Origin of the sequence: Paenarthrobacter ilicis, from assembly GCF_016907545.1 — a bacterium.
Classification (GTDB): domain Bacteria; phylum Actinomycetota; class Actinomycetes; order Actinomycetales; family Micrococcaceae; genus Arthrobacter; species Arthrobacter ilicis.
Genome location: NZ_JAFBCD010000001.1, coordinates 896,550 through 909,462 on the forward strand (window position 1 = coordinate 896,550; position 12,913 = coordinate 909,462).

Sequence of the window (12,913 nt, forward strand, 5' to 3'; positions counted from 1 at the left end):
CACTGACGTGCCGATAGTGCCGTCCGTGGGAGAACCGGAAGATCGCGCGGCAGCACGCCAGCGCAGCGTGGACGTCTATGACTTCCGTCGACCCACCACTTTGCCGCGCCAGCACAGCCGCGTGCTGGAGGTCGCCTTCGAAACCTTCGCACGCCAGTGGGGTACCCAGCTCACCGCCAAGATCCGGCTGAAGTCCACGGCCACGCTGGAGCAGCTGAGCATGCAGAGCTACGACGAATACTCTGCGTCGCTGCCGTCCGTCACGTCCATGGTGCTGTGCCGGATCGATGGCAGCGAGTCCCGTCTGGTCATCCAGTTCCCCGCCACGGCCGCGTTGTCCTGGCTGAGCCGCATGCTGGGTGGTTCCAGGGATACAGCGGTCCCTGAGCGGAAGTTCACTCAGATTGAGCAGGCCCTGGTGTCCCGCATGGTGGAGGAAGTGCTGGAGGATCTCCGCTACTCCCTGGGCAACCTCCTGACCCAGGCCGTGACCATGGACGGCATCCAGTACAACTCACAATTTGCGCAGGCGGCCGCGCCGTCGGAGCTCATGATCGTGGCATCGTTCAGCGTCAACGTCGGTGAAACACAGTGTGCTGCCACCTTGGCCATCCCCGCAGACGTCCTTCTGTCCAGGCTCGGCGATGTGAATCCAACCGTCCACAGCGTGGACAACGAGGCACTGGTCCGTGCCCAGCTTGCGCAGGTCCCCGTGGACGTGGCGGTCCAGTTGACCCCCGCGCCGGTGACGCCAGGGCAAATCCTGGGTCTCGCCGTCGGCGATGTCCTGCCTTTGCCCCACCTTGAGAACCGGCCTTTTGACGTCACCATCAATGGCACCCGCCTGGCCAACGCAGCGGCCGCCCGCAACGGCTCGCGGGCCGCCGCGGTCATCGTCACAACCGAGGAGTACCAGCGATGAGCAACATCTTGACCCTTCAGGCGGCCGCAGCCGAGCGCTTGGCCCGCAGCCTGCCCAGCGCATCCACGCTGCGCGTCGCGGGCATTGTTCCGGCCCAGGACGCGGCTGCCCATGCTTCCCCCTCCGTGATGGCCACGTTCGTCGGTGCGTTGACGGCCGATTTCGCGCTGCTGCTGGTGGATCGGTCCTTCCTGTCCGCCGCCGGGGGTGCCGGGTTGGGAAGTGCGGTCCAGAGTGCCGTGCAGGCCGTCGATGTCCTGCGCCCCGCCATGGAACAGGCTGCCTCAGCGTTCGACGCCGGCGTGTTGGGCGAGCTGCGCGAGGAAGACTCCGCCGGGCTGCTGTCCGATCCCAACACTGCAGTTTTTGAACTGAACGACGGCGGCGCCCCCTTCGGCTGGTTTGCCGTCCGCGTGCGTGACAATGGGGCAGCGTCGACTGCCGGTGCCCGCAGCCAAGGCAATGACATGGCCGCCAGGTTGGGCCTTATCAGCAGCGTCGAAATGGCGTTGACGGTGGAGATCGGCCGTACCCGGATGTCGGTACGCGACGCCTTGGCCCTTGAGCCCGGGAAGGTCATTGAACTGGACCGGTCAGCCGGTGCGCCGGCTGACGTGCTGCTCAACGGCAGGCTGATCGCCCACGGCGAAGTGGTTGTTGTGGACCAGGACTACGCCGTCCGCATCACCCGCATCCTGGACGGTTCAGAGGGCACGTTGTAGATGGACTCATTCATCCTCGGGCTGCGCGTGCTTGTAGCCCTCGGCGCCGTGCTGGGCTTCATTTGGCTTGTGCAGAAGCGCCTGGGGAAGGGCAAGGGCCGGCGTCGCGCGGATGCCGCCCTGACTGTGGTCAGCCGCCAAGTGATCGGTCAAAAGGCGTCGGTGGTGGTGATCGACGCCGGGGACAAGCGTTTCCTGCTGGGCGTCACGGAGCAGGCGGTAACGGTCCTTCACAGCAGCGATGCACCCGTCGTGGCACCGGAAGCAGTTGATGCGGGAGCTCCACAATCCGCCGGGAGCTTCGCGGAACTGTTCAGGCAGGCGTCGGGCCAGGCATCCGTGCCGCTTCCTGCCGTGGAACCGGTCACAGGGTCCCTTCCAGTGCTCCGGCGGCGCAGCGAGCTCCACCGTGGACAGGTGCAGGAGCATCCCATGCACGGCTCCATCCTGTCCGCTTCCACGTGGCGGCAAGCCTCCGACGCCATCCGCGGACGCCGCACTTGACGCGGGCTGCTGTGCTGGGGCTGTGGGTCCGGCCATTTCCTGCTTCCCGGGGCGGTGCCCTGCCACAGCTGCTTTCCGGTGCGGCGGTTTTGCTGCTCACAGGGGCTTTGCTGCTGCTGGGAACGGCCGCGGCCCAGGCCACACCCATAGACCCCACCCAACCCACGGCCCCCAGCGCGCCCGCGTCTCCCGGTTCCGGTAACGTCAGCATCGATATCAACGGGCTGGACGGGACGCCGTCCACTGCCGTGGTCACGCTCATCGGGATCACGCTGCTCTCCGTGGCACCGGCATTGCTGCTCATGATGACGTCGTTCACCAAGATCTTCGTGGTGCTGGCAATGACCCGGAATGCCCTGTCACTGCCCGCTATTCCGCCCAACCAAGTTCTTGCCGGGCTGGCCTTGTTCCTCTCCTTGTTCGTCATGTGGCCCGTGGTTTCGGACATCAACACGGTGGCCGTTCAGCCTTACCTGAACGGTGGACTGGACTTCAACGGGGCCATGTCCGCAGGCTGGGCACCGCTCCAGCACTTCATGCTTGCGCATACGCGGGAGGAGGACATCGCGCTGATGACGCGGGCCGCCAAGATGGACAACCCGGCGAATCCGGAGGCCGTGCCGTTCCAAACCTTGGTCCCGGCCTTCATGGTTTCCGAGCTCCGTGCGGCGTTCATCATCGGCTTCGTGATCTTCATCCCCTTCCTGGTCATTGACCTGGTGGTCTCGGCAGCCCTCATGTCCATGGGCATGATGATGCTTCCGCCGGTGATGATCTCCTTGCCGTTCAAGATCCTGCTGTTCGTCCTGGTGGACGGTTGGGGACTGGTCATCACGTCCCTGATCCAGAGCTACTCGAGCGGCTGATGGATACCAACGCCGTCCTGGACATTTGCCTCCAGGCCATGATTGTCGCCGCCAAGCTCGCAGCACCCACGCTGGTCACGGCCCTGGTGGTTGGGCTGGCCGTTTCGTTGCTCCAGTCCATTACCCAGTTGCAGGAAGCCACGTTGTCGTTTGTCCCCAAGGCTGTTGCCGTGGCCATCGCGCTGGTGGTTTGCGGCCACTGGATGATCTCCGAGATGGTGGCGTTCACCAATGAATTGTTCGCCCGGATTCCCGGGCTGATTGGTGGCGCGTGAGGTGGACATCCCCATCGACCAGTCGTGGATCCAGGTCCTGTTGCTGGCGTCGGTCCGCATGACTGCCTTTCTGGTGGTGGCGCCGCCGTTCGCCCACCACGCCATACCGGCCCGCATCAAGGCGATGCTTGGTATCGGATTGGGTCTGGCTGTCTCCCAGCGGCTGTCCGCCGGCTCCGTCCCTGCGGACACGGCCGGGTTCGTGGCAGCCGTGGTTCTGGAGCTCGTGACGGGGCTGGTCCTGGGTTTCCTGGTGATGGTGATTTTCGCCGCGATCCAGTCTGCCGGGAGCTTGGTTGACCTCTTCAGCGGGTTCCAGATGGCGCAGGCTTTCGATCCGCAAATGATGGTCAACGGGGCCCAGTTCACCCGGTTGCTCCAAATGGCCGCCCTGGCCCTTCTCTTTGCCTCGGATGGCTACCAAGTGGTCATTGCTGGGCTCACGGGCAGCTTCAAGGCCTTGCCGCTGGCCGGTGGCTTCGACCTCAGCCAACCCGTCGAAGCCATGATCGGCGCCGTCACAGGGATGTTCCTGGCCGCGGTGCAGATCGCCGGCCCGCTCCTGGTGGTGCTGGTGCTTGCCGACGTCGGGCTCGGGTTGCTGACCCGGGTGGCACCTGCCCTCAATGCGTTCTCCCTGGGCTTTCCACTCAAGATCTTTATCACCCTGGCCTTGGCCGGCTTTCTTTTCCTTGCCCTGCCCCGGCTGGTAGCCATGCTCGCCGAGCAGGCGGCCAGCACACTCCTGGGGGTGGGCTAGTGGCGGATTCGCAAGAGAAAACAGAACAAGCCACTGATAAGCGGATGCGCGAAGTCCGGGAGAAGGGCCAGCTTTCCCGTTCCCAGGACCTCATGGCCTGGCTGGCAGTCGGGGCCGCCGCAGCGATGCTCCCGGCCACTATCGGCCACGCCTCCAATGCCGCGGTGGACCAGCTTTTTACCGTCAAAGGTGTGATCGCGGAACCCGATCCCGCCAAAGCCGTGGCAGCGCTTGAAGCAGGGCTGGGCTCCTTGGCAGGCATTCTTGGCCCGTTGCTCCTGGTGGTCACCGTGGTGGTCCTGGCGGGGTCTGCGCTGCAGGGTGGCATCCGCTTCAAGAAGTTCCGCGCCGAGTTCGAGCACTTCAACCTACTGGCCGGCTTCAAGAGGATGTTTGGCGGGCAGGCACTCTGGGGAGGCGTCAAAGCATTGCTGAAGACCGCCGTCGTGGGTCTTGTCCTTTACGCCGTGGTGCAGGGGCTCATGCCCGTGTTGCTGACAGCCGGCGGCATGCCGGTGGCCGGTGTGCTGGCAGCTGCCGCCGGCGGGATCGGTGCACTCATCCAGTTTGCTGTTGCGGCAGGCCTGGTGCTGGCCGCGGCGGATATTTTCGTGGTGATGAGGCGTAACCGGAAAAAGACCCGGATGTCCAAGAAGGAAGTCCAGGACGAGAACAAGAACACCGACGGCGACCCCCTCATCAAGTCCCAGCGCCGGTCCCGGCAGCTCAGCATGAGCCGGAACCGGATGATCGCGGCGATCGGCGACGCCGACGTGGTTCTGGTCAACCCGACGCACGTCGCCGTCGCACTGAAATACGACGCCGGCACTTCGGCGCCCCGCGTCGTGGCCAAGGGATCGGGCCTGATCGCAGCACGGATCAGGGAGGAAGCGGAGACCAAGGGAGTACCCATGGTGCAGGACATCCCGCTGGCCCGGGCCCTTCATTCGGCGTGTGGGCTGGGGCAGGAGATTCCGGTTGAGCTGTATCGATCGGTGGCCGGAGTGCTGGCCTTCGTGATGTCGCTGAAGACGCGGGGAACGGCACGGGGTATCCATCGGATGAAAGAAAGTTTGCGGGCATGAAGAACAACAAGTTTGCACGGCTGTCCGTGCCGGTAGGCATCGTCGGGATTGTGCTGTTGCTGGTTGTTCCGCTGCCGGCCGCGCTGCTGGATTTCCTGATCGTGTGCAACATCCTGCTGGCCCTCCTGATCCTGCTGACCAGCATGTTCGTCAAGAAGCCCCTGGACTTCTCAGTCTTCCCGTCACTGCTGCTGGTGGCCACGCTGTTCCGCCTGGGACTCAATGTGGCCTCCACGCGCCTGGTCCTGGGGCAAGGCTTCGCGGGCCAGGTGATCGAGGCATTCGGCAAGGTCACCGTGGGCGGTTCGCTGATCATTGGGGCCGTGGTGTTCCTGATCCTGGTGGTCATCCAGTTCGTGGTGGTCACCAAGGGCGCCGAGCGCGTCGCCGAGGTGGGGGCACGCTTCACCCTGGACGCCATGCCGGGCAAGCAGATGGCCATTGATGCCGACCTCAATGCCGGACTCATCACCGACGCCGAAGCCCGGAAACGGCGTGCCGAAGTTTCCGCCGAAGCCGACTTTTACGGTGCCATGGATGGCGCCTCCAAGTTCGTGAAAGGCGATGCCATTGCGGGCATCATCATTATCATCATCAACTTTGTGGGCGGCATTGCCATTGGCGTGCTGCAGCGCGGGATGGATGCCGGCGATGCCCTGAACACCTACGGCCTTCTGACCATGGGCGACGGCTTGGTCACCCAGATTCCCGCGCTGCTCATGGCTGTTTCCACCGGCATGATCGTCACCCGGTCCAACGCCGAGGAGGACATGGGCCGCACGGCCTCCTCGCAGCTCATGCAGTCGCCCAATGCGCTTCTCATTGCCGGACTGGCGGCCGGGAGCATGGCCGTCATTCCCGGCATGCCCATCCTCCCGTTCCTTGTGGTGGGGGCGTTGCTGGTTCTGGCCTCGCGGCGGGTGGCCACTCAACAAAGACTCCAGGCAGAGGCCCAGGAAGCGGAAAGCGCTGCGGTCGTGATGGGGGAGGAGGACCCCAACGAGCGGCTCATGGAAGACATGCGGGTCCATCCGGTGGAGATCCTGCTGGCTCCGGACCTGGTGGATATCGTGTCCGGCGCCTCGGACGACCTCCTGGCCCGCGTAAGGTCCCTTCGGCACAAGATCGCCATGGAACTCGGGCTGGTGGTCCCGCCCGTCCGCACCCGGGACGCAATGGACCTGCCCCCTTCCACCTATGCCATCCGCATAGCCGGTGTTGAAGCTGGGAGGGGAGTGGCGCCGTCGGGCAAGCTCCTCGCCCTGGGCGAATTCCTGGACGCCCTGCCCGGAACCGCCACCATAGAACCCGTCTTCGGCCTGTCCGGGAAATGGGTTCCCACGGAGATGCGGCACAGCGCCGAAATGACCGGAGCAACCGTGATTGATCGCGTGTCAGTCCTGGTCACGCACCTGTCCTCGATCATCTCGGCCAATGCTGCCCGGCTCCTGACCCGCGAAGACGTGCGGGTGCTCACGGAGGGCGTCCGCAAGCAGAGCCCGTCCGCTGTGGAGGAATTGACGCCCGCGCTCCTGTCCTTGGCCGAAATCCAACGGGTCCTCCAAGGGCTCCTGGAGGAGCAGGTCCCTATCAACGACCTTCCCCGGATCTACGAGGCCCTTGCCCTGCGGGCCAAGGTTTCCACCGATCCGGAATCGCTGGTGGAATCGGCACGGCACGCCCTGGGACCGGTTGTGGCGGACAAATACCTGGACGGCGCCGTGCTCAACGTGATCATGATCGATCCCCTCCTGGAACAATCCATGCTGGAGGACATGCGTCCGGGCGAAGGCGGCACCCAGATCGTTATGGGGCAGGCCAAGCTGGACGGCGTCCTCGCCTCGCTCACATCGGCCGCTGACGGGGCTGCCGCTGCCGGCCGGGAAGCCGTGCTGGTCTGCGCGCCGGCTCTGCGCCCCGCGATCCGCCGCTTGGTGGGAGGTCCGGACGGCGGTGTCCCGGTCCTTTCCTACCGCGAGGTGACCGCCACCACCATCCGCATCGAAACGGTAGGGGTGGTCCGCTATGCAGAAGCGCTTCAGGCTTAGTGGTCCCTCTCTGGAAGCAATCCGCGCCAAAGCGCTCCGTCAGCACGGCCCAGGTGCGCGGATCGTCGCTGCGGAGAAGGTCACCAACCCGGGCATCGCCGGACTCTTCGCCGCCGCCCGGTTTGAGGCCACGGTGGAAGTGCTGGACGTCCCCGAGGCCCCTGCTGCCGCGTCGGGTCCGGTCCAGAAGCCGGCCGGGCCGCACGAGTTGCACGGGCCGGCCATCGCTGCCCTGCTGGAGCGTGCCGACGCCGCCGAGCGTGAACTCCACAGGCCTGCGCCGGTTTCCACTGCTTCACCGGATTTCGCCGGACTGCTGGAGCAGCTGGGAAAGGAGTTGCAGCCCAGCGGGCCCCCTTCTGTTCCGTTGCCGGTGCCGTTGCCGTTGCCGTTGCCCGGTCCGGCCATGTTGCCGGTGCCGGGCGTTGTTCCGGTTCCCCGGCCCCTCAAGGGCGCCGGCAACCTCATTGTCCTCCTGGGGCTCGGAGACGACGCCCTCGGACCGGCCCTGGAGATGTCCATGGCGGCAGGCGGCTCGGATGTCCGCACCGCAGGACACCTGAGTGCCTTTGGCCATCTTCATGTCCAAGGCCGTCAAGGCGCGACGGCGGCACGCGCCCAGGCCGTCTTAACCGGCCAAAACGTTGTGGTTGCGTTTGGCCTCGGCCGCCAACGCGCTGTCCCGTCCCGGACCGGCGACATCGCGGGCCTGGGCGCTGACCAGGTCTGGATCGTCGTGGATGCCGGGCGCAAGGCGGAGGACACCAAACAGTGGGTGGGCTCCCTCCGCGGCTCGCTGGAGGGCGCGGGCCTGGGCGTGGATGCGCTGGCTGTAATCGGGGCTTCGGAGACGTCCAGCCCGGAAACGGTGGATGGCCTGGGCATCCCTGCCGGGTGGGTGGACGGCAATCCGGCCACCGCATCGGTCCTCGGAAAGGTAGATTGAAAGCATGCTGGTACTGACGCGTAAGCCGGGCGAAAAAATCATGATCGGGGATGACATCGTCATCACCGTCATGGAGGGGCGCGGTGACGGCGTTCGGATCGGAATCGAGGCGCCGCGGGGCGTGTCCATCCAACGCAGCGAGGTTATTGAGGCCATAGCCGCTGCCAACCTCGCCGCAACCCAGGCCGGGCCAGACGCCGAGGAACTGCTGGCAGCTTTCCGTCCCCCGGCGCCTCCGGCTGAGTAGTTGGCGGTTTCCAACCGACGTCGCAACAGCAGTGCTTGGCCCCGCGTCCCCGTAAGGCCTTTCCGATAGCCGTGCCGAGCCGCTGTAGGTCCAAAGATGAACGTATCTTCATCGCCGACCGGCTGCTGGTGCGGGCGAGTATTCGCTCCATAGCCCGTGACCCAGGGCGATTTTGGAGTGCGCACGAAACGATCTACCGGTCGCTGTATCCGCCCGGCACTGAAGATCGGTGACCGGCCAGCCCATATTGGGAACAGAGAAGAAGCTGGCCATTGGGAGGGCGACCTCGTCATGGGTAAAGGGAACAAATCAGCGATAGTGACGCTGATTGAACGCTCTTCCCGGTTCATTATCGCCTTCGCGCTCCGGCCCGGAAACAGGTCCGACAACATGCGGGACCAGCTCATCGAGACGCTCGGAAGTATGCCCGCCACGTTACTGGGGACGTTGACGTGGGACCGGGGATCAGAGATGGCTAAGCAGGCTGAGGTCAATGCTGCGCTGGGTGTGCTTGTGTACTTTTGCGATTCGGCCAGCCCTTGGCAGCGGGCGTCGAACGAAAACGCTAATGGTCTTTGTCGTCTGTACTTTCGAAAGGGAGACGACCTAAGCGAAGTCGAACCGGCTGATGTGCTGTTCGCCGCTGAGGAGATCCACAGTCGTCCCCGGGCCGTCCTGGATCGGTCCACCGCATCTGAGAAGTTCGCGGCGTATCACGCCGCTGCTGCCGCATTGGATCACGCCCCACGAGCGCGGAATGTTGCTGAGCCAGCGAGAGTATCGCGATAGCGTCCAGTTTGGGTGTCCGTAGGGGGATCCCTCACCGAACATCCGGGCTTGTAGGGCTTGTACATTGCATGAAGACTCCTAAGACCGCCGGCACCCGCAGTGGCGGCCTGCCGTTCTATCTTCGGCTTCTTCGTGGAACAAAGTAGGCTGGCGGAGTGCGAATCGACAGCGGGGATCTCTGGGCGCTACTGCACCAACTGGACGACCCCGCACACGTGGAGATGCCGCAGGGGTTTGACTGGGAGGCCGCACGCCGACAGTTCGACGGCCTCGTCTTCCGGCTTAACGCCGCCTTTGGGTCTGCTTGCGGCGCAGATCGGAGCGTCCAGGACGCCACCTATCACGCCCAGGTCATCGTTCCTGCCGCTGCCACGGCCACCGGGCGGAATCTTGTCGTCCGAGTCTCGAACTTCGGCGGCCTCGCCGTGCTAACGCTCGAGAACCCGGGAGCATACGACCAAGAGGAGTTTGACGCGCTCGTCCACGAAAGTGATATCGCACGCATTTCTAAGTCCTTGGACGCGGAAAACTACATCCTCATTCCAGAAGAGCCTTTGTGGAGACCCTACGACGGTTGTGTCCCCGCTAGGGTGTTTCTGCCAAGCGAGCCGAGCTGGTGGCTCAGATACTTCGACTACCTATAAGCGCTAACGACGCTAGCGACTCTACTATGCACGCCTCCAACACCCCCGGGCTACCTTCACGGCTCTTAGTCCGTGGAAGCGCGCGCTCGTAACCGGATCCTTCAGCGGACGCACGAGCTCACATCTTGGTCCGGAACGATTAGTGTCATGCACGTGGAGCCTAAAGCTTCCCAGCTCGCCAAAGATTTGTTGATGAACGAAGGACCTCTATGACCGACCATCCAACGAGTTTCACAACCCAGGAATTGCGGGAGGCGTTCGATGTCCTGATACGGCACGTCGAGGAACGCCATGGTTCGACCATCGAGGTGGACGCGGACTATTTCTGGTCAATCCCACCCGATGAGCTCTACGACGTATATGACCAGCCGGCCGAACTCACCATTGGTCAGCTCTCTGAATCCCTGGAGAACGTCAGAAGCGTCGCGGCGGATCCCGACAACGCCATTTCATACGCTTTCGTGTGGTTAGGGGACATTCTGAGGGCTACCGGCCACAAGTTGGTGGGTTAACGAGCGATGCCCGGTGAAGGATCCTTTACCGGGCAGCCGTGCCGGTCCGTGCGAGCCAGTCCTTCACTAGGGCGGCGGTGAGTTCCGGGCGTTCAAGATGGGCATTACGGCCAGCGGAATCCAGCACCGCGTAGGTTCCTCGAACATAGTGGCCGCGTAGTTTCCATCCGTCCTCGTACCCCGTCACGTGATCCTGAATTACGTTGACATATTCACCCCTCCGTGAGCATGCAGAAAACACTGGGGAGCTTCTATCAGCAGCGTCACGAGGTTGGTAAGTACCTGGGTAGGACGCAAAACACCAAGAGCGGCGGGGTACCCCCGCCGCTCTTGGCCTGCGGTGTCATTTGGAGGACTGCCCTCCGGAGCGACGCCGTCACCTCTGTCAATGCTCTGAAAAGGTTTCTTAAGGTTTCGGAGGCACAGTGGTTGAGTTCTTTCGCCTGTGGCGCCACGACAGGAAAAGACCCCAAAATCCGAGAGCCACAGCTAAGACTGCTGCAACTCCTCGCCACCAGACAAAAGGCTGCCACAGCGCGAACAGTATCGCCCAGGCGAAGAACGAGGCGCTTATCCAAGGATTCGGAATTTTATTGGCCACGTGGCCACCTTTCGGATGTGCTAAGGAAGAAGCAGACTACCAGCCGGCACAACTGGCAAGGGTGAGTCCGATGCCCGTCAACGTACCGGCGAGGGCCCAGCCGACCACTGCTCCACCTGGGGCGAACACAGTAACCATGCCCAAACCCACCCCAGCGGCGCAGGTCCAAGTGATGCTTCCAGCGCTGGCACCGATGTTCAAGTGCGCAACTTGCTTGCCGCCGATGTAGACGTCAAGGTAACCCGGGCAGGTGCTCGGGTCATTGTTAGTCCAGCTGTGGGAAACCCCAAGGTTGATGCAGAACGAATAATATTGTCCCGCCGGTTCTCGCAGTTCATGCCCCCCGGGTTCAGATTGAGACGCAGAAATGGATTGTGCTGCTACCGCAGGCTAGGCGGCGCCGGCAGGCGCCAGTCCCGCGAACAACAAGCTTGCGCAGGCTGCCAGTATGGCAGCGACTTTGCTGATGTGTTTCAGAACCATGATTACCCCATTGTCATGTTGATGAACAGATCTAACATAATATTCATATTTGATTGACAGAACGTGTCATAGGGCGATCGAACCTAGAAATCGTTATGCATTCCAGGCGATTCGACTACCTACACGCACTCAATCGTCTTGGGGCATAGGTCCGCCGAGATGCGGTGTCCGTTACTCAATGCCATCCAATCAACAGTAGGTTCCGAAATGCCGAGCAGGAAGAGTCACCACCCATGCCCGGTAAAGGATCCTCTTGCGGGCCCCTCGAAAGCAGGGTGCCGAGTATGGCGAACGATTGGTGCGGACTCACAGTGGAGGCAAAACAACTCGCGTATCTCCAAATTCGAGCGTGACCTCGGTGGAGACGTCTAAGTCAGCGGGAGTCTTGACTGCGTATGTACGCGGGGCCATATCGGCTGAACAGTCTTGCCCGCCACGGGTTGCAAGGTTCAATTTAACGTGGTGGGGATTGAGGACCTCGATTGAAGACGGGAAGGCAGGACAGCTTGAACTGCCGCTGAGGACGACAGCAAACATTGCACCGGCATCCAGCCAGCCGGCCACGGGGACAGGAGAAGGGAACGACGGATCCTCGGCCCAGGAACCTGGATTAGCGGTAATCGCCTCCGACGGAAGTCCTCCGCTAAATTCAGATTCGGAAATTGTTGGCGGCGCAGCCGAACATCCGGTGAGTACTGCTGCCAAGCCGAATACCTTAAGCCGAAGTGAAGTCCCCATGTAACCGAGGCTACGCTGTCGATCCGCTCAGGTGTCGGTCAAGCCCGTATCCTCCGCACGCCACCATGGGCCCTTTGGGAGATCCTTCACCGGACGCTGAGAGGCCTTTGCGCTTTGCGAAGCCGAGCAAGGCCAAGAATCGTTAGGGCTGCTGTGCCCAGCAGAACCAGAATTAGCAGCCCCAGCAAGGGAAGCTCATGGATGGCGAGCTGGGGGATGCGACGCGAGGGCACTGCCAGCACACCCACAAAGGCGCCGATCAGACCAAAGTAGCTACCGGTCATGAAGCTGCGATGGGCACGGATGTTCCTTTTTCGGACAGCCCACAGTCCTGCCGTCAGTGTGCAAAACGTTAGAACCGAGAGTGCATGGAGCCAATTAAACCCGCCGTCTATGGTTCGGATTCCGAAAGAGGTCAGCACCACGATGTACATGGAAGCAACCCAGATTCGGCCTACAACCTTATGAAGGCTGCCGCCTTTGGTCCGCCGCAGCAGGTTAACGGCTCCAAATATGAGTGCATAGCTTGCGGCTATTGCGTGCACAGAGATCAGGACGGTCCAAGAGGAAGGCATACACCGGAGCGTAGCGGACCCGGAATTCCCCGGCTTCTTCTTTACGGCCTGTGCCGTCGCTCCGCACTTCGGGTGCAGGCCCACTAACTGTGACAGCTGGTCCATGCGTCCGCTAAGGGATCCCTAACCGTACGGCCGGCATCTGGATTAAGGACACCTGTTTGACGCAGAGTGGTGCAGGGCCGTTTTCCAGGGG

At 62.9% G+C, this 12,913-nt stretch carries 14 protein-coding genes; 13 read left to right on the plus strand and 1 reads right to left on the minus strand.

The window, feature by feature from the left end; all coding sequences use genetic code 11:
* Positions 1–25: 25 nt before the first annotated feature.
* The 13 genes from JOE60_RS04245 (at position 26) to JOE60_RS04305 (ending at position 10,320) form a co-directional block, all read left to right on the plus strand.
* On the plus strand, positions 26–922 hold the full coding sequence (locus JOE60_RS04245) for a flagellar motor switch protein FliM (protein ID WP_338112519.1): 897 nt from the start codon (positions 26–28) through the stop codon (positions 920–922).
* Positions 919–1,644 (plus strand): flagellar motor switch protein FliN, encoded by a 726-nt coding sequence (gene fliN / locus JOE60_RS04250; protein ID WP_167264378.1) that lies wholly within the window; start codon positions 919–921, stop codon positions 1,642–1,644. The genes JOE60_RS04245 and fliN overlap by 4 nt, the downstream gene beginning before the upstream one ends.
* On the plus strand, positions 1,645–2,148 hold the full coding sequence (gene fliO / locus JOE60_RS04255; protein WP_167264380.1) for a flagellar biosynthetic protein FliO: 504 nt from the start codon (positions 1,645–1,647) through the stop codon (positions 2,146–2,148).
* 68 nt (positions 2,149–2,216) lie between these two features.
* Positions 2,217–3,014 carry a flagellar type III secretion system pore protein FliP gene (gene fliP, locus JOE60_RS04260; protein WP_420851410.1) on the plus strand — a complete coding sequence of 266 codons (798 nt, stop codon included), beginning with the start codon at positions 2,217–2,219 and terminating at the stop codon, positions 3,012–3,014.
* A complete protein-coding gene (gene fliQ, locus JOE60_RS04265) occupies positions 3,014–3,289 on the plus strand; it encodes a flagellar biosynthesis protein FliQ (protein ID WP_167264382.1) in 276 nt (91 codons plus the stop codon). Before fliP ends, fliQ begins: the two co-directional genes overlap by 1 nt.
* 1 nt (position 3,290) lies before the next feature.
* Positions 3,291–4,049, plus strand: coding sequence for a flagellar biosynthetic protein FliR (locus tag JOE60_RS04270; RefSeq protein ID WP_167264384.1), 759 nt, complete (start codon positions 3,291–3,293; stop codon positions 4,047–4,049).
* Complete coding sequence (locus JOE60_RS04275) at positions 4,049–5,134, plus strand: EscU/YscU/HrcU family type III secretion system export apparatus switch protein (RefSeq protein WP_167264386.1); 1,086 nt, start codon at positions 4,049–4,051, stop codon at positions 5,132–5,134. The genes JOE60_RS04270 and JOE60_RS04275 overlap by 1 nt, the downstream gene beginning before the upstream one ends.
* Entirely contained in the window at positions 5,131–7,182 is a 2,052-nt protein-coding gene (locus tag JOE60_RS04280; RefSeq protein WP_167264388.1) for a flagellar biosynthesis protein FlhA, read from the plus strand. Before JOE60_RS04275 ends, JOE60_RS04280 begins: the two co-directional genes overlap by 4 nt.
* Complete coding sequence (locus JOE60_RS04285) at positions 7,160–8,128, plus strand: hypothetical protein (protein WP_167264390.1); 969 nt, start codon at positions 7,160–7,162, stop codon at positions 8,126–8,128. The genes JOE60_RS04280 and JOE60_RS04285 overlap by 23 nt, the downstream gene beginning before the upstream one ends.
* Positions 8,129–8,132: 4 nt before the next feature.
* Complete coding sequence (csrA, locus tag JOE60_RS04290; protein WP_167264392.1) at positions 8,133–8,375, plus strand: carbon storage regulator CsrA; 243 nt, start codon at positions 8,133–8,135, stop codon at positions 8,373–8,375.
* A 177-nt stretch (positions 8,376–8,552) separates the two neighbouring features.
* Positions 8,553–9,164, plus strand: a complete 612-nt coding sequence (locus JOE60_RS18565; RefSeq protein ID WP_420851411.1) for an IS30 family transposase — start codon at positions 8,553–8,555, stop codon at positions 9,162–9,164.
* 155 nt (positions 9,165–9,319) lie between these two features.
* On the plus strand, positions 9,320–9,808 hold the full coding sequence (locus JOE60_RS04300; protein ID WP_167264396.1) for a hypothetical protein: 489 nt from the start codon (positions 9,320–9,322) through the stop codon (positions 9,806–9,808).
* 209 nt (positions 9,809–10,017) lie between these two features.
* Positions 10,018–10,320 (plus strand): hypothetical protein, encoded by a 303-nt coding sequence (locus tag JOE60_RS04305; RefSeq protein WP_079582587.1) that lies wholly within the window; start codon positions 10,018–10,020, stop codon positions 10,318–10,320.
* A 1,908-nt stretch (positions 10,321–12,228) separates the two neighbouring features.
* Here the strand turns inward: JOE60_RS04305 and JOE60_RS18475 are convergent.
* Positions 12,229–12,822, minus strand: coding sequence for a DUF2306 domain-containing protein (locus JOE60_RS18475; protein WP_338112520.1), 594 nt, complete (start codon positions 12,820–12,822; stop codon positions 12,229–12,231).
* Positions 12,823–12,913 lie beyond the last annotated feature (91 nt).